The organism is Nocardiopsis listeri (assembly GCF_020741345.1).
Classification (GTDB): domain Bacteria; phylum Actinomycetota; class Actinomycetes; order Streptosporangiales; family Streptosporangiaceae; genus Nocardiopsis; species Nocardiopsis listeri_A.
In genome coordinates, this window is the sequence record NZ_DYZD01000260.1 from 1 (window position 1) to 20,816 (window position 20,816).

Consider the following 20,816-nt stretch of genomic DNA (forward strand, 5'->3'; position numbering starts at 1 on the left):
CACCCAGCGCGCCCTGGTGCGAATGCTGCGCGACGCGGGAGCCGCCGAGGTGCACGTGCGCATCTCCAGCCCACCCGTCCTATGGCCGTGCTACTACGGCATCGACTTCGCCACCCGCGCCGAGCTCATCGCCGCGAACCTGTCGGTGGAGGAGATCGCCGAGTCCGTCAACGCGGACTCGTTGGCCTACGTGGACCTGGACGAGCTCATCGCCGCGTCCGAGCAGCCCAAGGACCAACTGTGCCGCGCCTGCTTCGACGGGGTGTACCCGCTCCAGGTCGACGCCGAATCCCAGGGCAAGCACCTGCTGGAGAAGGCCTGCGGCACCCCCGAGGGCTCCGCGCTGGCATCGAACCAGAAGTAGTCACCGTGCGGCGGGCCCTGGTGCCCACCGCACGCTCATCTGTCCGGCCGGATCCTTCGGCGTGCCCTCTTCAGGGGGCGGCGGAACGAACCGAGCAGATCATCCGAATACACGAGGAGAACTCGCGTGGCAGCCGACAGCACAGGGACGAAGGGCGCGTACGCGGCGGCGGGCGTCGACATCGCCGCCGGTGAGCGCGCCGTCGACCTGATGAAGCGTCACGTCGCGCGTACGCGCCGACCCGAGCAGGTCACCGACGCCAGCGGTTTCGCCGGCCTGTTCCGCCTGGACACGGCCAAGTACAAGGACCCGGTCCTGGCCACGTCCACCGACGGCGTGGGCACCAAGGTGATGCTCGCCCGGCAGATGGACAGGCACGACACCATCGGCGTCGACCTGGTCGCGATGGTCGTCGACGACCTGGTGGTCAGCGGGGCCGAGCCGCTCTTCATGACCGACTACATCGCCACCGGATCGGTGGTGCCCGAGCGCATCGCGGAGATCGTCGGCGGGATCGCCGAGGGTTGTCACCAGGCGGGCTGCGCGCTGATCGGTGGGGAGACCGCCGAGCACCCGGGGGCGATGGAGGCCGACGAGTACGACCTGGCCGGCGCCGGAACCGGTGTGGTCGAGGGCGACGCCATCCTGGGCCCGGATCGGGTCCGCGAAGGCGACGTCGTGATCGCGATGGGTTCGTCCGGCCCGCACTCCAACGGCTATTCGCTGGTGCGCCACATCGTGGACTCCGCCGGGCTGGACCTTCGTGCCGAGGTTCCGGAGCTGGGCGGTGTGCTGGGCGAGGTCCTGCTCACCCCGACCCGGGTCTACGCCAAGGACTGCGTGGCGCTGACCGAGGCGGTGGAGGTTCACGCCTACTCGCACATCACCGGCGGCGGCCTGGCTGCCAACCTGTCCCGGTCCCTGCCCGAGGGCCTGGCAGCCGAACTGGACCGTTCCACCTGGGCCCCGCTCCCGGTCTTCGATTACCTGGCCGACAAGGGCGGTGTCTCCCGCCAGGACATGGAGGCCACGTTCAACATGGGTGTGGGCATGGTGGCGATCGTGGCGGCGACGGACGCCGAACGCGCGCTCCGAGTGCTCGCCGAACGGGAGGTCCCGGCCTGGCGTCTGGGCACGGTGAAGAACGGTGCCGGCCTCGCCACACTGAAGGGCGAGTACCGGCGAGCGTGAGAAAAACGGACGCGAATATAGCCGGTGCGAACCACCTGCGTGGTTCGCACCGGCTATATCCACCTGTCCGCGACGGCTTCCGGTGTGAAGCCGTGGCCGCTACAGGTCAGCGATTGATTCCGAGCGACCTGAAAGTCTCGGCGACGTGTGACTACTTGTCGGAGTCCGAGTACTTGTCGGCAAGATCCGCGTAACGGTCGACCAGGTCATCGTGAGGCTCAGCGTAGGGATCGTCCGGACCCGACGGTCCGGAGGGAGACCCCTCATCCTCAGCGACACCCAGCTCCGACCGCAGCCGATCAAGGTCGGTCCCGCCGGTGCTGTACTTGAGCTTCCGGGCGACCTTCTGCTGCTTGGCCTTGGCTCGGCCGCGCCCCATTGGCTCGACCCCCTCAACGATTGGGTTCCGACGAACCCCAGATCACTTACTAACCCGCAGTACCAGGCTGATGGCCGTCAAACGCGACTGACGGCCGGCGCCAGCTTACGTACACACACAACCGTACCTGGTCGGACCGCGCCGTGCCTACGCCACCCGGGGGTGACGGGTGTGGTGTGCGCACGAAAGCCTGTCCCGCCAGGTGTTTCTCACGGTGAGTGTCAGAGGCAACGATCTGTGCCACGATGCGATCGTGCTGCCCTACACCGCGTACCTACGCGTCTACCAACCGATCGCGTCCTTCCCTCCGCGTGACCGACGGTACTGGGAGGAGTACGCCACGTCCGAGGATCGGCCGAAACGGATCAACGCCCTGGCCGCCGAACAGGCGGAGAACCTGGGGCGGACCATCGGCACTCCCCCGGTCGTCGCCCCCGCCCAGGAGAGCGGGGACGCCTACCTGCGCCGGGTGGAGGAACGGTTGTACGTGTGCCCCTGGCAGACCCGACTGCGCTGCTGGCGCTCCTTCGACGAGTTCGCCACGGACATGCCCAAGCCCCTCGTCGAGGCCTTCGTTCCCAGGCAGGAGGCGTCTCGGGCGGAGACCGGTTACCGACAGTGGCGCGAGTCGGGAGCACAGACCAAGCCGTTCATCCTGTCGAGCACGTGGACGATACCGGTGCCGTGGTTCGTGCCCTTCGAACACCGGGAGCGCTGCCTGGTGCTGTCGGCCGACACCACCAGGACGTTGCTGTACCTGACACACACCTCCCAGGCCCGCCGACGCCTGGAGCACACGGTGGCGGTGCTGCGGGAGAACATCGGGGAACACGCGATCTCGGGGTCGATCGAACGGCTCGTGGACTGGTTGGAGTCCGTCGCCCACCCCGACTCCCTGCTGGAATTGGACTACGGGGGGCTGCCGCACCTGCTCAGCGACGACCACCTGAGCGAGGACCACTCGGTGGCGGAGATCTCCGACGCGATCGAGGCGTTGGCCAAGGGCGACGGAGGTCGTGTCGTGGAGCTGCGCCGACGCATCACCCGCCGATGGAAGTCTGTGCGCGCCCTGGAGCACGCCAACTGAGGGTCATGGACCCATCAGGTTTTCGTGGACGACCACGATGACGTTGTCGTCATTCCGGGCCGGAAACGGTGGAACGCCACGCCGATGCACAACCTGGTACACCAGGTTTCTCACCCCATCCCGAGCTTCTTTCCGCACGTGACGGCGTTGTGGAACCCGGTCCCATTCGCCCGCGACATCAAGGGTGGTGAAACTGGGCATAACGCCCGATAGGGATCGACGTAGACTGTAGTGAGTCGGTCACCGAGTGCACTCTGAGTAACCGAGAAACCCTTGCCACGCCGCGAATCCGCGTAACCCGACCCATTGGCCGAAGCGGACGAGCGCACGAGGCGCGAAACCGCCCATCTCCTTCCAGAAGGCGACCGATCAAGGGCTCGCCCCTCTCCCCCGAGCTCGGCATCCGGGTTTCGGTCAGGTCTGCCCTAGCACTTCGGGCACTCCGGATCGAGAAAAACGAGGCCTGAGAACGAAGTTTTGACCGAATACGCCACATGCCACTAAACGTGTCGCTAGAATCACTTAGCGTGACGCGATCACGGGCGGCTTTCGAGGGCCTCCCACGTGCAAAGTTGCTTGGAGTGGTCGCGCAATCACCTCGGGTGATGCCAGTATGGACTTAGACGACATACTGGACATCCGGGCCAAGTGCCAGGAAAAAGGCTCAAGGATCGGCACACAGATCCAGGAGGAGAGGCCGTACACATGTCAACTCGCACGCCCGAGGCGGAACCCCTGTTGACCCCCGCCGAGGTTGCCACCATGTTCCGCGTGGACCCCAAGACCGTGACACGCTGGGCCAAGGCGGGCAAGCTGACCTCGATCCGCACCCTGGGCGGCCACCGCCGCTACCGCGAAACCGAGGTCCGCGCTCTGTTGGCCGGTATCCCGAGCCAGCGTACGGAGTGATCTCCCCGGTCTGTGCCGATTCCGGGGGGAGCGGCCGGACGGGCTCCGGCCACTGAGGACAAGAAGTGCCTGGGCGGGTCACCTGGATGAGGTGACCCGCCCATTCTCGTGCGTTCGAAAGCTCGTTGAAGAGCCGCCAAGGCCGGACCGGACCGTGGACGACCGGGGACTTCGTCCTCACCCACGTTGTCCGGAACAGGTCCTCCGAGTTCGACCGGAACACCGGTCGGATCAGTCCTCGATCCGGTCGTCCATGGCCGTGGTGCGTTTGCGGGCCAGGAAGGTCGCGGTCGCGCCGCCGCCCACCGCGACCACCGCGGCGGTGATCAGCGCGGCGATCGAACTTCCGGTCGTCGCGAGCCGACGGCTCGGAGCCGCCGCCTCCTCGCCGGGCTTCTCCCCGCGTTCGCCACGCTCCGCGCGTTCGCCGCCCTCGTCACCGTTCTCCGTCTCGGTCGCGTGGGTGGAACCGATCGCCCACGTGTCCGCGAAGTCGACCGCGAACCCGTTCTCGGCGGAGGGGTCGCCCACCTGGACCCACACGGTCAGGGCGGAACGGACACCCTCGCCCTTCCAACCCTCCTGGTCGTCCTCGAAACCGCTCTCGTGCTCGATGAAGCGGACGCTGACGGGAACCTCCTCGGCCGTCTCACCGTCGGCGTCGAGGACCTCCAAGGTGTCCTCCGCGGTGTACTCGCCCTCGAAGTCGGGGATCGGTACACCGAAGGCGGTCAACTCCCCGTACTCCAGGGTGGCCTCGGTCCTGCCGTCGTAGCCCGCGGCGGCGGTGGAGCGCACGTCCTCCAGGGTGAACTCGATCGAGTTGCCGTCGGTGGAGACGTTCTCGGACTCACCCTCGCCAAGGATCACCACGTCCTCCGAGGTCGGGGACTCGCCGGGCGAGGGCGAAGGCTCCTCGAAGGGTGTGTCCGGGGTGGGTTCGTCGGCCTGCTGCCGATCCCGCTCGGGCGGAGTCCACGAGCCACCGTTCTCGCTCCCCCCGGAGTCGTCGTCCTCCGGCGCGTCGGTGGGCCCGTCCTCGGAACCGTCCGAGGGGCTCGACGAAGGTTCCTTCACACCATCGGGCAGGTCGATCATGCCGAGGTCGACCAGGTCCTCCACGCCGAGTCGGACCCGGGCCTGATCGACCCTCGCCTGTGAACTCGCGCCGGTCCCGTCCGCCACCAAGGTCCGGCTCTCGCCCTGGACCCGCGTGTACCCGGCCAACGGGCCGAGGAGGGGGTCGGCGGCGGACTCGTCCTGGCGTTCCCCACCGAAACTGATCGCCGTGGAGTAGCCGGTGACCAGATCGCCGTCGGCCACCCAGGCCTGCGCGCTGGCCCAGACCAGCGGACTCGCGGAGGCGGGGGCCGCGGAGGCCACGCCGAGCGCGCCCAGCGCCACGAACAGCGTGCCGCCGGCGATCAGTCGGCGAGCGGACGGTACGGCGGGAGTCACCACAACACTCCTGTTGTATCTGGGGGATGCCCGACCCGAGGGTCGGTGCCGCCCCGGTGACTGTGCACCGGAACCGGGGGCACGTTCCGACCTGGTGGCCGGGCGCGGTGTTTCACGAAAGCTCGAAGAGGGTCTCGAACCGGTCTGGGTGGGCGATCGGGTGGAAACGGGTCGGGTGGAACGCCCGTGCGCGTGGCGGTCCACACCGCGAGCCTAGTCGCTGGATCACGAAACGGAAACCGTCCTACCGACGACGATGTCATGTCCATGGGGTGACCGTTGGCGGAGCGCGGGGCGATCACGAGTCGGGTTCGGCGGGTCTTCCAGACCCGGGTCGGAAAGGCCGTCCAACGCCGAGGGGCCCTGGGAACCGCGCGGTTGCCGTGGGTCTCATGACCGTTCCGGCGTCGGCGGTGGAGCCTGTCGGGGCGACGGGCCGGATGGGCGGCGGCGCCATCGGCGAAGATCGAATCACGAGAACACTGATCACGAACAGATCACGACGATTGTTCGGCCGCGCCGGGTGGTCGCCACGGAAGGGATCTGTGAAGTTCCTTCCGATCGGTGAACCCTGCCGAGCCGGCGCGTCATTGAAGTTTCCATAAGCAGGAAGGCATCCGGACTCCGTTGCTTTCTCGCATAGAGATATTCGGAGCTTTGTCCGCTTTCGGACCTTCGACATGGAACGTTCGTCACCCTTTGTGGGGGTACGGCCGGGTCTCGTCGACCCGCTAGGTTGTGGGCATGCTCGACTCCGCACCAACAGAGCGCCCGGGCCGTGTACGCGCCCTGGCCCTGCTCTCGCTCGCGGTGCTGTTGACCGCGGCCTGTTCAGCACCCGCCGACGGTGCCCCGGACGGCGATCCCACGGCCGCCCCGCCGTTGCCGGGCCCCGAGGACTCGAACGGGGAGAACGGCGACGATGGGTCCGGGGAGGGCCAGGACGGCGCGGCGAACAAAGACGGCCCGCTGGGCGATCGGGTGGTGGTGATCGATCCCGGGCACAACGGTGGCAACGCCGCGGCTCCGAGCGAGATCAACAGCCCGGTACAGGTCGGCAACGGCGAGAAGGCCTGCGACACGGTCGGTTCGGAGACCGCGGACGGCTACTCCGAACACGAGTTCAACTGGGACCTGTCGCTTCTCGTCCAGGAGCGGTTGGAGGCCGACGGGGTCGAGGTGATCCTCACCCGCGAGGACGACGAGAGTGTCGGCCCCTGTATCGACAGACGAGCCGAGATCGGCAACGAGGCGAACGCCGACGCCGTGGTGTCCATCCACGCGGACGGCGGCCCGGAGTCCGGCCGCGGATTCCACGTCATCACCCCCGGTGAGGTCTCCGGGTTGACCGAGGACATCGTGGAGCCCTCCGCCCTGCTCGCCGAGGACCTCCGACGCGAGTACCTGGAGGGTAGCGACATCCCCTACGCGGACTACCTCGCCGACGAAGGGCTGGACGAACGCACCGACCTGGGCGGGCTGAACCTGTCCACCGTGCCGAAGGTGTTCCTGGAGACCGGGAACATGCGCAACCCCGAGGACGCGGAGCTCCTGAGCGACCCCGCCTGGCAGGCGAACGCCGCCGACGCCATCGCCACGGGTCTGGCCACCTACCTCATGCGCGACTGACGCCCTCCCTTACGTCCAGGAGGGGGCCACCGAGAAGGGCCGAGGGGCGGGGGACCGGTCGAGGCCGGCGGCTCGGCGTCCTTGACGTCCGAAGCGGGCGGCGTGTCCTTGTCGCGCTCCCTCGGTGGGGTCCTGTCGTCGCTCTCGGAGTCGTCCTCCTCGGGGCCGAGTCGATGACGGCGTCGGCCGTGGCGGTCGTGGTGCCGTCGACGGTCGGCCGGCCGCCGATGCCGCCGGAGAAGGAGTCGGAGACCGTCCGTTCCTGGGTGATGCACGTTTCCGAGACGCCGTCACCACCGACGGCCGAGGCGTGTCCCCAGCCGTAAGTGTCCGCGTGGGCCGGCATCACGGTGGCGATATACCCAGAGCGCCGAGAGCGGCGAAGGCCGCCCCGCCCTGAAGCACACGTCGAGCACTGAAACGAGCGTTCTTCAAGATCAATCCTTTTTCGGATCGTTCTGACCCGAGGGAGGTCGGGCCTGGCCTGGTCGCGCTTTCCACCGCGAAACTCACAAGGCTCGGGAAAACTCACAGGATCTTCGACCAGGGGTCGGACATGGGAGATCGGACAGGACACACAGAAGTCCTTGACCTGCCACAACGAGGCATGGAATCGACCACGACCCGCGAAGGCCGGGGCCGGAAGAGCCGGTTCCTTCATGTTCGCCTGCTTGACAAGAAAAACACAGACGGGAAAGGCATGGAACCGGGGAACCGTATTTCAGAAAGGACACGATGGAGATCGAAAATCACCATTCGTGACGGTGGTCGAAGAATTCAGTGATCCTTCGAGAACCGTGTGAACCGTTCGCCGGCACGAGCGTCTCACCTGGAACGGCCCACCGGGGGCTCCGGCTGTTCACGGCCTTTCCGATGGTGCGCGTCACTCCGCCGACCACCCGACCGCGTCGTTACCCGACCTTCCGGGCGGAACGGGACCTACGTCCACACTCGGCCAGAAACACCGGCCGGCATGGCGCGGGCCACCCCGCCTCGGCATAATGCGGTCCATGAATCCCCCGGCCACGGCCCTCCCAGAACCCGAGTTCGACCTCGTCCTACGCGGGTTCGACCGCACCCAGGTCGCCGACGTCGTCGAACAGGGTCTACGCGCCCTCGTCTCACCCGAGTCCGCAACGATCTCCGCCGGGCGGCTTCGAGAGCTCGTGCGGGTTCCCGATTTCGACGTGGTGTTGCGGGGACTGGACCGCGACCAAGTGCTGGGCTACCTTGGCCTGCTCGCCGACCGACTCGATGGTCGGTCGGCCGGCCGACGAGACGGCACCCGACCACCCATGGGCTCCTGACTCGGCCCCTTCGACCCGTATGAACTGCACAATGGGGACCATGCCTCTGACACCGGCGGACATCCGCAACAAGAAGTTCCACACGGTGCGCCTGCGCCCGGGCTACAACGAGGAGGACGTCGACGCGCTCCTCGACCGGATCGAGGCGACCCTGGTCGCCTTGGAAGGCGGGCCGCGCAAGGGGCCTCTGATCACCGCCGAGGAGATCCGCAACTCTCGTTTCCGCACCACTCGGATGAGTCCCGGGTATCGCGAGGACGAGGTGGACGACTTCCTCGACACCGTGATCGCCGACCTCGCCGGGCGAGGGCTGGGCCAGCCGGCACCCCCGCCGCTGCCGCCGCATCCGAACCAGGACGATCCGAGACGATCCGCCGCCCCGGCGCCCGGGCATCCCGGGGCGAGCGTCCCCGGTGGCGGCGGACCCGGAGCGGGCGACCCCCGGGCCGGTGGGCGACCCGCTCCTCGGCCCCCGGCCGGTCGGCCGGTGCCGTCCGGCCCTCGAATGACCCCGGACGACATCCGCAACCAGCGCTTCGCCACCACCAGGCTGACCACGGGATACAACGAGCAGGAGGTCGACGAGTTCCTGGACCGCGCCGAGTACACGCTGGGCGTGCTGCTCCAGGGGCGTCAGGATCGGGCCACCCTCACCTCGGGTGAGGTGGAGCGGGCCCAGTTCGCCACCACTCGGGCCAGGCCGGGCTACGACCCCGCCCAGGTCGACCGTTTCCTGGACGTCCTCGCCGACGAGCTGCGCCTGTACGAGCACCACTGACGGACACCCGGAACACCCGCACGGGAACACGCCGTCAGCGACACACCACGCCAAGGAAAGCAGAACGTAATATTCGAGTACAGGGAGTAGTCATCCCATGCCACCGGCGGCTCCGGGAACAGTGACCCCGTGCCTTCGGCGGCTGGAGGGGAGCAGCATGCAACACGTCACGCCGCCCGGAACGCCCGCCCCGGCCTGCTCGGTCCACACGGCCGCCGGCCGCGCCGCCATGTCCAGGACCCACCGCACACCACGGCCGGCCTCACTCCACGGCCACGCGCCGGAACTGTGCGCCGAGGATTGCGGAGACCACGTGGTGCTGACCCCCCGGCATCCTTGGGAACGGCCGCTGTTCGCCCTGTGCACGGCGGTGTCCGTGGCGATCATGAGCACCCTGTTCCATCTGGTGTGGTCGATCGGGTCGCTCCCGTGGGCCGTGACGGCCTTGGGCGCGGTGCCGTTGGTGTGCTGGTGGGTGAGCGGGCTGAGGTACGCCCGCGAACGCGCGGAGTCGGTGCGCGTCTCCCCCACCCAGTTCCCCGAGGTGTACCGCATGGTGGTGTCACTGGCCCGGGAGATGGGGCTGTCCAAGGCCCCGGAGGCGTACGTGCGGCGCGGCGAACCGTCCCCGCGCACCGACGCGTCCGGGCACGGGTTGCGCAGGTACCTGGTGCTTCCCGGAGCCCTGCTCGACGGGTCCGGTCGGCCGCGCGACCCCGAAGCGATGGCGTTCCTGGTCGCCCACCAGATCGGGCACATCACCTCAGGGCACACCGGCTACTGGCAGCGCCTCGCGATCCTGGGTGCCGAACTCGTCCCGGGGCTGGGCTCGTCGTTGGCCCGAACGCGGGAGTACACGGCGGACGACCACGGTCTGGCGCACGTCCCCGAGGGCGCGTCGGCGGTACGACTGTTCGCCGGTGGATCGAGCCTGTACACGCGGGTGAACCTGGGTGAGATGGCCGCTCGTGCGTCGGTCGACCGGGACCCCTCGTTGTTCGTGTACCACTTGCTGTCGCGGCGACCGGGCAACGTCCGGAGGATGGCCGCGCTCCGGGACCGCAGCCGCAGGGGGCGCGTTCTCATTTGAAACCGGGACGGTCCGACCGTTCCTCCGCGCGGCGGGCTGCGGGCACCGGCCCGGAACTCCTAAGGTGTTCGCGACCCTCCCGAGAACCTCGACACCCTCGAACTCATGTTCGATAGACTGGCATGGTGAGTCTTCTGAACGAGCAGATCGACGTCCGTTCCACCGACAAGGGGAACCCCGCACGGTTCACCTGGCGTGGCCACACCTTCCGGGTGCGCAGGATCATCGGCGACTGGCCGGCCACGACCGAGGCCTCCGGCAACCGGACCCACCTGCTCCGGGTCTCCGCGGAGTCCGAGGCCGGCGAGCCCAGCATCATCGACATCAGCAAGGACGTCGCGTCGGACCGTTGGACCATGCGGCGTCAGTGGAACTGACCCCCGGATCCATGCCCCGGCCCACGCCGCCGGCCCGTACCCCGGTTCGGACCTCGCGGTGGCGCCGGGATCACCGGAGGTAGTGGGGCGTGCCTTCGGGATGGCGGGCCTTGTGGATGCGTTCCAGGATGCGGTCGGCCATGGGAGGTAGTTCCTCCTCGGTGAACCAGCCGACCTCCAGGCTCTCGTCGTTGTCCGCGCGTGCCTCGCCGCCGATGGGCCGGCAGCGGAAGGCCAGGTCGAGGAACTGCACCCGGTCGCCGTTGGGGTAGGTGTGCGGTTCCTGGGTGATCACGGTGACCAGGCGTTCCACCTCGATGTGCACGCCGGTCTCCTCCCACACCTCGCGGACCACGGCCCGCGCCGGCTGTTCGCCCGGTTCCAGGATCCCGCCCGGGGTGGCCCAGCGGCCGTCGTCGGAACGTCGGTGCAGGAGGACCCTGTCCTGGTCGAGCACCACAGCGGTCACCCCCACCAGGGGCAACAGGTCGTGGCCGACGTGTTCGCGCAGGCGCTTGAGGAAGTCAGGAACCGGCATGCTCCGACCGTAGCGCGTACTCCTCGGCGAGGATCGACATCAACACCGCGTCGTGCCATGTACCGTCCCAGCGCAGGTGCTTGCGCCACACCCCCTCGCGGACGAACCCGGACTTCTCATAGGAACGTTGGGCGTGGGTGTTGAAGTCGAACACCTGTAGCGCCACCCGGTGGAGCCCCGCGGTCTCGAAGGCCTACTCCAGGACGGCGTCGGTGGCCGCCGTGCCGTGGCCCCGCCCGGTGAAACCCATGTCGTTCAGGGCGATCCGGTAGTTCACCTCGGCGTTGTCCGGGTCGAAGTCGATCAGGGCACAGTCCCCGACACAGGTGTCGTCGGCGTAGACGAGCCGGTCGGCCCGGTCGTGGTGGTCCGGGCGACTCGCGGCGAAGGCGCGCAGTTCTTCCTCGGTGAAGATCCGGTGGGTGCCGGTGAGACGACGGACCTCTGGATCGAGATCGAGGATCGACGGGATGAAGTCGGCGGCGTTCTCGGCACCGAGCGGGACGAGCCGCACCCCGCGTCCGTGGAGGGTGGGCTGGTCGCGCAAGAGGTCGGGAGGCAGCATGATGGGAATCCGATCAACGGGCCCTGTCGTGGGCAACGGGTTTTCGAGGGGGTCCTGTTGGAGAGGGTCAGCTTCCAGACTGTCCGGGAGACCAACCTGCGGTCGGTGTTGGGGGCCGTGCGGGAGCTGGCGCCGTGTTCCCGGGCGGCCGTGGCGGCGAACACGGGTCTGAACAAGACCACCGTCTCCAGTCTGGTCGCCGACCTGATGGAGCGTGGGCTGGTCAGGGAGACCGGGGAGACCTCGCAGCGCAGGGTGGGCCGTCCAGGGGTGCTGCTCGCGTTGGACGACCGATCGGTGGCGGCGGTGGGGCTGGAGGTCAACGTCGACTACCTGTCGGTGGTGGCGGTGGACCTGTTGAACCACGAGCTGGTGGAACGGCACGTCCCCTTGGACGCGCGGGCGGAGGGGGCCGCAGAATGCGCCCGAAGGATCTCCGAGGCACTGCGGGAGGTCGCGGAGGATCCCGCGTTGCGGGGGCGCCGCCTGGTGGGGGTGAGCGTCGCCGTTCCGGGGTTGATCGACGTGCCGTCGGGGGTGGTGACCCGGGCTCCGAACCTGGGGTGGCGGGACGTGCCGCTGGGGGACCTGGTCCGCGGTTCCCTGGAGGGGGTTCCGGTGTCGGTGGACAACGACGCCGACCTCGGTGCGATGGCCGAGTTCCGGTTCGGTCCGTGTGCGGGCATCCCGGACCTGGTGTACCTGACCGGTGAGGTCGGCATCGGCGCGGGTGTGCTGACCGGCGGCGAGCTGGTGCGCGGTTCCGGTGGGTGGGCCGGGGAGGTCGGACACCTGGAGCTGGAGCCGGGCGGCCCGGAATGCTCCTGTGGGCGGCGGGGTTGCCTGGAGGCCCTCGCCGGGGTGGGCGCGATCCTGCGCGAGGCGCTGCCCGGATCTTCGGGCGAGGTCGCCGACCTGGTGGCGTCGACGGTGGAGCGCGCCGAGGCGGGCGACCCGACCGTCCTGGGCGCGTTGGAGCGGGCGGGCGATTGGCTCGGACGCGGGGTGGCGGTGCTGGTCAACGTGGTCAACCCGGGCGCCGTGGTGTTGGGCGGTTACTTCGTGCCGCTGGCGCCGTGGTTGCTCCCGCGGTGTCGGGAGGCAGCGCTGGCGCGATCCTTCGCCCCCGACGCGGGCGGTTGTCGCGTGGAGCCGTCGGATCTGGGGATGAGCGCGGCGGCCCGGGGTGGCGCCGCGGTGATGATCCACTCCCTGGAGACGGGAGACCTTCCGCTACCCCGTTGACAATTAGTTGTTGCTCTAGACAAACTGTTCGCGTCCGGCCTCGGACCGACCCCCAGGAGCGCAGCCATGTCCGACTACCAGCCCACGCCAGAGGACAACTTCACCTTCGGTCTGTGGACCGTGGGATGGCAGGGCGTCAACACCTTCGGTGACCCCGTCCGCCCCCCGCTCGACCCCGTGGAGGCGGTCCGCCGTCTGGCCGAACTCGGCGCGCACGGCATCACCTTCCACGACGACGACCTCATCCCGCGCGGCAGCACCACCGCGGAACGCGACGCGATCATCGCCCGGTTCACCGCGGCCCTGGAGGAGACCGGGCTGACCGTGCCGATGGCGACCACCAACCTTTTCTCCCACCCGGTGTTCCGCGACGGCGGATTCACCTCCAACAGCCGTGACGTACGCCGGTACGCGCTGCGCAAGGTCATCCGCAACATCGACCTGGCCGCCTCGCTCGGCGCGCGGACCTACGTGTGCTGGGGCGGCATGGACGGCGCCGAGTCCGAGGCCGGCAAGGACGACCACGCCGCCCTCGACCGTCTCCGCGAGGCCTTCGACCTGCTGTGCTCGTACGTGCGCGAACAGGGCTACGACCTGCGTTTCGCCATCGAGCCCAAGCCGAACGAGCCGCGTGGCGACGTCCTGCTGCCCACGGTCGGCCACGCGTTGGCGTTCATCAACAGCCTCGAACACTCCGAGATGGTGGGGGTCAACCCCGAGGTCGGCCACGAACAGATGGCCGGGCTCAACTTCGCGCACGGCGTCGCCCAGGCGCTGTGGGCGGGCAAGCTGTTCCACATCGACCTCAACGGACAGCGTGGCGTGAAGTACGACCAGGACCTGCGCTTCGGCGCGGGCGACCTGAAGGAGTCGTTCTTCCTGGTCGACCTGTTGGAGCGGGCCGGTTACGCGGGGCCCAAGCACTTCGACTTCAAGCCGCCGCGGACCGAGGACATCTCCGGGGTGTGGGAGTCCGCCGCGGCGTGCATGCGCAACTACCTGATCCTCAAGGAGAAGGCCGCGGCGTTCCGCGCCGACCCTGCGGTGGCCACCGCCCTGGCCGAGGCCCGGGTGCCGGAGCTGACCGAGTCCACCCTGTCCCCCGGTGAGAGCGTCGCCGACCTGCTCAAGGAGGACCTGGACCTGGACGAGGTGGGCCGGCGCGGCTACCACTTCGAGCGCCTGGACCAACTGGCCCTGGAACACCTGCTCGGCGTGCGCTGAACCGTCGCCGCGCGCCTCGGAGCCCGCCACCGGCCACCCGGTGGCGGGCTCCCGCCTCGGCCATGGAACCGCTCAGGCTCGGCCCCCGTCGAGGACCACCGTCGAGACCGCCGCACCCGCGTGCCCGAGGACCGGGTACGGGTCGCGGAGACCGGTCACGGGTTCGACCGAGCACCGCGCCTCCACGATCCCTTCCTCGGAGTGAGAAGGAGAACGTCGTGGTCGTGGGTGCGCTCGGCGGTGACGACCGAGACCGCGAAACGCATGGTGACGGGGACGTCGTCGCGCAGGGAAACGACCAAGGCGATGACGTTGCTGCGCCGTTCGGCCGGGGAGCCGCGTAGTCGTGGCCTTCCGGGTCCGTCGGATGCGCCGTACGTGGTCTCGTGGTCCTCGACCGGGACCTTCATCCGGCACAGGGCACGGGCGGTGAACGGAGCGACGAACGGCGCGGCCACGAACATCTCCGCCCCACGGGCGGAGGGAACAGGGGTGGCGGGGTCCACCCGCCCTGGGCCGGGACCCGGGGCACGGCGTTGAACAGGTCGGGGACCGCCGGAAGGAAGACGAGCAACGGCACCGTCCCGGGCACGGGGAGCTCTCCGGAAATCCGTTCGTCCTCGTCTACGGCGATCCGGTCCACTTCGAGGCGTTCCGAGGACCGTGGTGGTCCCGAGGCGGGGCGGCCACGGGACCTCAACGGGTTCGAGCGGTGGCTAACCGGCCTGCCGTTTGGCCTCCAGGGCCTCCATCGCCGCGATCGCGGTGGCGACGGTCTGGTGGACCGGTACCTGACGGTGCAGGCCGACCAGGCGGACGACCTTGGTGACTCGTTCGTTCAGGGCGGCCAACGACAGTGAACCGTTCTGCTCACGAACGGTCCGGTAGGCGTTGATGATGACGTTCAGCCCGCTGGAGTCCATGAAGTCCAGCGTGGACAGGTCCAGGATGAGCCACGGACCGTGATCCTCGATCGTGGTCCCGATGTGCTCCTGGAGGTCTGCGGCGGTCGCGATGTCGAGCTCTCCCTCGATCGCGACGATCACGCTGCGGCTTTCGACCCGCGTGCTCAGTCCGAGCCTGTGCACGTTCACTCCTCCCGGCCCCACGTTCAGATGGTGAGGGGTCCCTCGCTTAACCATACGCAGCCCGACCGGGTACGACCACCGGGTCCGGCCCCACTCCCACAGAACCGATCCGGTGCGGAGGATTCCCTCGTGCCCGAGCGATCTGGTCGGTCGTTGGACACACACGGTATAAGCGAACCGCCGCGACGGGAATGCCATCGGGCAAGAAATTTTCGCCTCATGGGCGAGAACCTCGTTCCGGTGTCCGGTTTTCGACCGTTGACACTGGGTTATTTCACGACATCGGAACCGGTGTGGTCGGCCGCCCCTCGGAGAGCTTCGGTGTCCTCTTCGGAGCGGTCACGTTCCGTTTCCACGTCTCGAACACCATCACGCTGTGTGAAGGAATCCAGCAGAGTGCGGGCGGCCAGGGTGGGTGTGGTCTCCCCCGAGCGCACCCCGGCCTCCATGTCCGGGATGAGATCCGACACCTCCCGATCGCTCAGGAAGGTGTCCATCAGCCGATCCCGGACCTGATCCCACATCCAGCTGACGCCCTGGGCGCTGCGACGCTCGGCCAGGGCACCGTCGCGCTCCAGCACGGCCCGATGTTCGAGCACCGCCTCCCACACCCGATCCAGCCCGTCACCGGTCAGGCCGCTGCAGGTCAACACGGGCGGACGCCACTCGGGGTGGACGGGCTGGAGCAGCCGCAGGGCCCTGGAGAGCTCACGGGCGGCCTTGCGGGCGTCGTCGGCGTGCGGCCCGTCGGCCTTGTTCACGGCCACGACGTCCACCAGTTCCAGGACACCCTTCTTGATGCCCTGGAGCTGGTCACCGGTGCGCGCCAGAGTCAGGAAGAGGAAGCAGTCCACCATCGCCGCGACGGTGACCTCGGACTGCCCGACACCCACCGTCTCGACCAGGACCACGTCGAACCCGGCCGCCTCCATCAGCAGCATGGTCTCCCGGGTCGCCCGGGCCACCCCGCCGAGGGTCCCGGCCGTGGGCGAGGGACGGATGAACGCGTTCGGGTCGACCGCCAGCTCGGACATCCGGGTCTTGTCACCGAGAATGCTGCCACCGGTCCGGGTGGACGAGGGGTCCACGGCCAGCACGGCCACCCGGTGCCCGTTCGAGGTCAGCCGACCGCCGAGCGCGTCGATGAAGGTCGACTTGCCCACCCCGGGCACCCCGGTGATCCCCACCCGTTGCGCCTTGCCGGTGTGCGGCAGCAACCGCACCAGCAACTCCTGGGCTGCGCGCGCGTGGTCACGACGGCGCGACTCCACCAGGGTGATCGCCCGGGCCAGGGTCGGCCGGTGTCCGGCCAGGACCCCCTCGGCCAGGGCGTCCACGTCCACCGAACGACTCCTGCGCGCCGCCACGGTCACTCCCCTTCCAGGTCCGTTCCCAGACGTTGTTCGAGTTCGTCGAGCAGGTCGACGGCGGCTTCGGCGATCACCGTGCCCGGCGGGAAGATCGCGGACGCTCCCGCTTCGCGCAGCTCCTCGAAGTCGCCCGGAGGGATGACCCCACCGACCACGATCATGATGTCCGAACGGTCGAGCGCGGCCAGTTCCTCGCGCAGCGCCGGCACCAGGGTCAGGTGCCCCGCCGCCAGGGAGGACACCCCGACCACGTGCACGTCGGCCTCCACGGCCTGGGCGGCGACCTCGCTCGGGGTCTGGAACAGCGGACCCACGTCGACGTCGAAGCCGAGGTCGGCGAAGGCGGTCGCGATGACCTTCTGGCCACGGTCGTGACCGTCCTGGCCCATCTTCGCCACCAGGATGCGGGGACGACGCCCCTCCGCCTCGGCGAAATCGTCGACGCGCGCGGTCACCCTGTCCATCAGTCCGGCGGCGTCGGCGTTGCCGGCCGCTTCGTCCTTGTACACACCCTGGATGGTACGGATCTGACCGGAGTGACGGTTGAAGACCTTCTCCATCGCGTCGGAGATCTCTCCCACGGTGGCCTTGGCACGGGCGGCGTTCACCGCGGCGGCCAGGAGGTTGTCGGTGAGGTTCTCGTCCGCCTTGGACTCGCGTCCGGCGGCCTCGGTCAGCGCGTCCAGTGCGGCGCGCACCTCATCGTCGTTTCGTTCCTCGCGCAGGCGGCGCAGTTTCTCCAGCTGTTCGGCGCGCACGCGGGTGTTGTCGACCTTGAGCACCTCGATCTCGTCGGCGGTGTCGGGCCGGTACTTGTTGACGCCGATCACCGGCTGACGGCCCGAGTCGATACGCGCCTGGGTGCGCGCGGCCGCTTCCTCGATGCGCATCTTGGGCAGGCCGGCGTCGATCGCGGCGGCCATGCCACCGGCCTTCTCGACCTCCTCGATGTGCGCCCAGGCCTTGCCCGCCAACTGTCGGGTCAGGCTCTCCACGTAGTAGCCGCCGCCCCAGGGGTCGACCACCCGGGTGGTCCCGGACTCCTGTTGCAGCAGGAGCTGGGTGTTGCGGGCGATACGTGCGGAGAAGTCGGTGGGCAGGGCAAGCGCCTCGTCCAGGGCGTTGGTGTGCAGCGACTGGGTGTGTCCCTGGGTGGCGGCCATCGCCTCCACACAGGTGCGGGCCACGTTGTTGAACACGTCCTGCGCGGTGAGCGACCAGCCGGAGGTCTGCGAGTGGGTGCGCAGGCTCAGCGACTTGTCCTTGGTCCCGCCGAGGTCCTTGACCAGACGCGCCCACAGCAGGCGGGCGGCGCGCAGCTTGGCGACCTCCATGAAGAAGTTCATGCCGATCGCCCAGAAGAACGACAGCCGCGGCGCGAACGCGTCCACGTCCAGACCGGAGCGCTGACCGGCGCGGATGTACTCCACCCCGTCGGCGAGCGTGTAGGCCAGCTCCAGGTCGGCCGTGGCCCCGGCCTCCTGCATGTGGTAGCCGGAGATCGAGATGGAGTTGAACCGCGGCATCCGCTGGGAGGTGTAGGCGAAGATGTCGGAGATGATCCGCATCGACGGCGTCGGCGGGTAGATGTAGGTGTTGCGGACCATGAACTCCTTGAGGATGTCGTTCTGGATGGTCCCCGACAACTTCTCGGGCGACACGCCCTGTTCCTCGGCGGCGACGATGTACAGCGCCAGGATGGGCAGCACCGCGCCGTTCATGGTCATGGAGACGCTCATCTTGTCCAACGGGATGCCGTCGAACAGTTGACGCATGTCATAGATGGAGTCGATGGCCACCCCGGCCATTCCGACGTCGCCGGCGACCCGAGGGTGGTCGGAGTCGTAACCGCGGTGGGTGGCCAGGTCGAAGGCGACCGACAGGCCCTTCTGTCCGGCGGCGAGGTTGCGCCGGTAGAAGGCGTTGGACTCCTGGGCGGTGGAGAACCCGGCGTACTGTCGGATGGTCCACGGCTGGTTGACGTACATGGTCGGGTAGGGCCCGCGCAGGTACGGCGGGACGCCCGGTAGTCCGTCGACGAAGTCCAGGCCGGCCCGGTCTGCGGGGGTGTAGAGCGGCTTGACCCCGATTCCCTCGGGGGTCTGCCACTCCAGGGCGTCGGCGGCCTTGCCGGTCGCCTCCTCCAGGGCACGCTGCCAGTCGGCGCCGCCCTGTGCTCCCTGCCCGGTGAAGGCAGGCGGCTCCGGTGCGATGTCGGAGAAGTCGGGGATCATGAACTCGCCCCCTGGGCGTCGGTGGTGCTGACGGGAGGATCGGTGATGAGGACGTCCACCAGGTCGGAGAGCAGGGCCACCGCGTCACAGCCCTTGTGGGCGAACACGTCCACCCCCGCCTCACGGTAGGCGTCGCGCGGCGCCCCGGCGAGCAGGACCCGACGGGCGCCCGCCCCCTTCAGGGCACGTGCCAGCGTTTCGGCGTGCTCGGCGTACACCTTGTCGGAGGAACAGATGACCGCGACCCGGTGACCGGAGGCGGCGAAGGCCTCCGCCGCGGAGCGCGGGTCCTCCAGTGGCCCCGGGGAGTCGGCGGCGATCCCGCCCGCGGCGAGGAGGTTGGTGGCGAAGGACGCGCGGGCGGTGTGCACCGCCACCGGACCCAGCGTGGCCAGGAACGCCGTGGGGCGGTGGCCGGTCCGCGCCTTCTGGGCGTCGCAACGGTCGCGCAGCGCCTCGTAGTCCTGTCCATAGCGGCGTACCGGGAAGCCGTCGGCGGTCGGTTCGACCCGGCCGGGGTCGACCTCGCGCACCAGCGGTGTCTCCTCCAGGTTCGGGAACTCGCTCAGGCCGGTCAGCGGCGCGGCACGGGTGGCCAGATCCTGTCGGCGGCGTTCCCACACCTTGTCGACGGCGGCGCGCAGTTCACCGTTTGCGATGGCCTCGGCGACGCCACCGGACCGCTCCAGTTCCTGGAAGAAACCCCACCCGGCGCGGTACAGGTCCCCGGTGAGGGACTCCACGTAGAAGGAGCCCCCGGCGGGGTCGATGACCCGTGCCAGGTGCGACTCCTCGATGAGCAGCGACTGGGTGTTTCGGGCGATACGTCGGGCGAAGTCGTCGGGCAGACCGATCGCGGAGTCGAAGGGCGCGACGGTGACGGCGTCGGCGCCGCCCACTCCCGCGGCGAAGCAGGCGACCGTGGTCCGGAGCATGTTGACGTGCGGGTCGCGGCGGGTGAGCATCGCGTCCGAGGTCGTGGCGTGCAGGCGCATGGCACGCCGGTCGGCCGGCACTCCGGAGACCTCCAGCACCTGGTTCCACATGGCGCGGACCGCGCGGAGCTTGGCGATCACCGTGAACTGGTCCGCGTTGGCGGCCAGACGGAACTCGATCCGCCCGGCGGCGTCCGCCGCGTCCAGACCGGTCTCGACCAGGGCTCGCAGGTAGGCGGTGCCCGCGGCGATGGCCGCTCCGAGCTCCTGGGAGTCGGACCCGCCGGCGTTGTGCACCAGGGTGCCGTCGGCGACGAACAGTCCGAGGTGCGGGTGGCGGGCGGCCCTTTCGGCGGCGAACCGCGCGGCGTCGGCCACCTCGGGGCGCTCACCGGCCAGGGCGGCCGTGGTGAGCGGGTCCAGACCCAGGTGGGAGATGACACGGCCGTCGGGGACGTCGGCGTCGGCGTGCGCCGCCAGCAGGGCCCGGGCCGCGTCGAAGGCCTCGGTGCCGGGGGCCCGCAACACCACCGGGGCCAGGTCGAGGTAGACGTCGGCGAGGGCCTCGCCCAACCGAGAGACCCGAAGGCCGTCACCGCCGACGCCGATCCACAGCGATGCGACACCGTTCATCAGGTCGTTGTGGATACGCCTGCGCAGCTCGGCCGGGTCCGCGTCGCTGTGGCGCGCGCGGATGTCCCATCCGCCGGGCACACCGCCACCGGGGCGGTACCCGCGGGTGAACGGCGCCAGCCCGGGGTAGCCGGGGTCGGGCGCCGGCGGTGCGCAGGTGTAGAGGGGATCGATGTCGAAGCCGTCGAGGGTGTGCGTGGCGAGCACCGATTCGGGCGTCCGCTCCAGGCGGTCCTCGGCGACACCGCTCTTACGCAGCACCCCGGCGACGAGTTCGCGCCACCGCTCACGTGTGGCCGCCGGGAAACCCTCGGCCAGGTCGAGGGCCTCGGCGGACCCGCTCTCTGGAACGTCCATACTCCGAGATGGTAGAGAACGCCGTTCGGTCAAGGCGAGTCGGGGGCGGTTCGCCGCC

General features: G+C 69.2%; 17 protein-coding genes and 3 pseudogenes. 11 read left to right on the plus strand and 9 right to left on the minus strand.

Going from position 1 to position 20,816, the window contains the following annotated elements; genetic code table 11:
- Together K8V84_RS13545 and purM are read left to right on the plus strand one after the other, a co-directional pair.
- Nucleotides 1–364 (plus strand): annotated as a pseudogene (locus K8V84_RS13545) (amidophosphoribosyltransferase); the annotation flags it as partial.
- Nucleotides 365–490: 126 nt separating this feature from the next.
- Entirely contained in the window at nt 491–1,555 is a 1,065-nt protein-coding gene (gene purM / locus K8V84_RS13550; RefSeq protein WP_304074669.1) for a phosphoribosylformylglycinamidine cyclo-ligase, read from the plus strand.
- Nucleotides 1,556–1,706: 151 nt separating this feature from the next.
- On the opposite strand, the gene K8V84_RS13555 is transcribed toward purM, so the two are convergent.
- Complete coding sequence (locus K8V84_RS13555) at nt 1,707–1,934, minus strand: DUF3073 domain-containing protein (RefSeq protein WP_067600188.1); 228 nt, start codon at nt 1,932–1,934, stop codon at nt 1,707–1,709.
- Nucleotides 1,935–2,187: 253 nt separating this feature from the next.
- On the opposite strand from K8V84_RS13555, the gene K8V84_RS13560 reads away from it, so the two are divergent.
- Together K8V84_RS13560 and bldC are read left to right on the plus strand one after the other, a co-directional pair.
- Nucleotides 2,188–3,021, plus strand: coding sequence for a hypothetical protein (locus tag K8V84_RS13560; protein ID WP_304074718.1), 834 nt, complete (start codon nt 2,188–2,190; stop codon nt 3,019–3,021).
- A 705-nt stretch (nt 3,022–3,726) separates the two neighbouring features.
- Nucleotides 3,727–3,930 (plus strand): developmental transcriptional regulator BldC, encoded by a 204-nt coding sequence (gene bldC / locus K8V84_RS13565; RefSeq protein ID WP_013155387.1) that lies wholly within the window; start codon nt 3,727–3,729, stop codon nt 3,928–3,930.
- A 231-nt stretch (nt 3,931–4,161) separates the two neighbouring features.
- Here bldC and K8V84_RS13570 read toward each other — a convergent pair whose 3' ends face one another.
- Complete coding sequence (locus tag K8V84_RS13570) at nt 4,162–5,388, minus strand: hypothetical protein (RefSeq protein ID WP_369696630.1); 1,227 nt, start codon at nt 5,386–5,388, stop codon at nt 4,162–4,164.
- Between the two features lie 744 nt (nt 5,389–6,132).
- Here K8V84_RS13570 and K8V84_RS13575 point away from each other — a divergent pair.
- The 5 genes from K8V84_RS13575 to K8V84_RS13595 all read left to right on the plus strand — a co-directional run bounded on the left by K8V84_RS13575 (nt 6,133) and on the right by K8V84_RS13595 (nt 10,569).
- Nucleotides 6,133–7,017, plus strand: coding sequence for an N-acetylmuramoyl-L-alanine amidase (locus K8V84_RS13575; protein WP_304074678.1), 885 nt, complete (start codon nt 6,133–6,135; stop codon nt 7,015–7,017).
- A 1,010-nt stretch (nt 7,018–8,027) separates the two neighbouring features.
- Nucleotides 8,028–8,324 (plus strand): hypothetical protein, encoded by a 297-nt coding sequence (locus K8V84_RS13580; protein WP_304074679.1) that lies wholly within the window; start codon nt 8,028–8,030, stop codon nt 8,322–8,324.
- A 31-nt stretch (nt 8,325–8,355) separates the two neighbouring features.
- Nucleotides 8,356–9,102 (plus strand): DivIVA domain-containing protein, encoded by a 747-nt coding sequence (locus K8V84_RS13585; RefSeq protein ID WP_304074680.1) that lies wholly within the window; start codon nt 8,356–8,358, stop codon nt 9,100–9,102.
- Between the two features lie 157 nt (nt 9,103–9,259).
- Nucleotides 9,260–10,192, plus strand: a complete 933-nt coding sequence (locus K8V84_RS13590) for a M48 family metallopeptidase (protein ID WP_304074681.1) — start codon at nt 9,260–9,262, stop codon at nt 10,190–10,192.
- A 125-nt stretch (nt 10,193–10,317) separates the two neighbouring features.
- Nucleotides 10,318–10,569: a DUF6504 family protein gene (locus tag K8V84_RS13595; RefSeq protein ID WP_304074683.1), complete on the plus strand. Its 252-nt coding sequence runs from the start codon at nt 10,318–10,320 to the stop codon at nt 10,567–10,569.
- Nucleotides 10,570–10,639: 70 nt separating this feature from the next.
- Here the strand turns inward: K8V84_RS13595 and K8V84_RS13600 are convergent, their stop codons facing one another.
- Both K8V84_RS13600 and K8V84_RS13605 read right to left on the minus strand, forming a co-directional pair.
- On the minus strand, nt 10,640–11,107 hold the full coding sequence (locus tag K8V84_RS13600; protein ID WP_304074684.1) for an NUDIX domain-containing protein: 468 nt from the start codon (nt 11,105–11,107) through the stop codon (nt 10,640–10,642).
- A pseudogene (locus K8V84_RS13605) lies at nt 11,094–11,672 on the minus strand (GNAT family N-acetyltransferase). Before K8V84_RS13605 ends, K8V84_RS13600 begins: the two are co-directional and overlap by 14 nt.
- A 57-nt stretch (nt 11,673–11,729) precedes the next feature.
- Here K8V84_RS13605 and K8V84_RS13610 point away from each other — a divergent pair.
- Nucleotides 11,730–12,917: an ROK family transcriptional regulator gene (locus K8V84_RS13610; RefSeq protein ID WP_304074686.1), complete on the plus strand. Its 1,188-nt coding sequence runs from the start codon at nt 11,730–11,732 to the stop codon at nt 12,915–12,917.
- Between the two features lie 66 nt (nt 12,918–12,983).
- Nucleotides 12,984–14,141: a xylose isomerase gene (gene xylA / locus K8V84_RS13615; RefSeq protein ID WP_304074687.1), complete on the plus strand. Its 1,158-nt coding sequence runs from the start codon at nt 12,984–12,986 to the stop codon at nt 14,139–14,141.
- A gap of 188 nt (nt 14,142–14,329) precedes the next feature.
- On the opposite strand, the pseudogene K8V84_RS13620 reads toward xylA, so the two are convergent.
- The 5 genes and pseudogenes from K8V84_RS13620 to K8V84_RS13640 form a co-directional block, all read right to left on the minus strand.
- Nucleotides 14,330–14,476, minus strand: a pseudogene (locus K8V84_RS13620) (LacI family transcriptional regulator); the annotation flags it as partial.
- Nucleotides 14,477–14,857: 381 nt separating this feature from the next.
- Complete coding sequence (locus tag K8V84_RS13625; protein ID WP_087096290.1) at nt 14,858–15,229, minus strand: STAS domain-containing protein; 372 nt, start codon at nt 15,227–15,229, stop codon at nt 14,858–14,860.
- A gap of 269 nt (nt 15,230–15,498) precedes the next feature.
- Nucleotides 15,499–16,602: a methylmalonyl Co-A mutase-associated GTPase MeaB gene (gene meaB / locus K8V84_RS13630; RefSeq protein ID WP_304074690.1), complete on the minus strand. Its 1,104-nt coding sequence runs from the start codon at nt 16,600–16,602 to the stop codon at nt 15,499–15,501.
- A complete protein-coding gene (scpA, locus tag K8V84_RS13635; protein ID WP_304074691.1) occupies nt 16,599–18,833 on the minus strand; it encodes a methylmalonyl-CoA mutase in 2,235 nt (744 codons plus the stop codon). The genes meaB and scpA overlap by 4 nt, the downstream gene beginning before the upstream one ends.
- On the minus strand, nt 18,830–20,758 hold the full coding sequence (locus tag K8V84_RS13640; RefSeq protein ID WP_304074693.1) for a methylmalonyl-CoA mutase family protein: 1,929 nt from the start codon (nt 20,756–20,758) through the stop codon (nt 18,830–18,832). The genes scpA and K8V84_RS13640 overlap by 4 nt, the downstream gene beginning before the upstream one ends.
- Nucleotides 20,759–20,816: the final 58 nt, after the last annotated feature.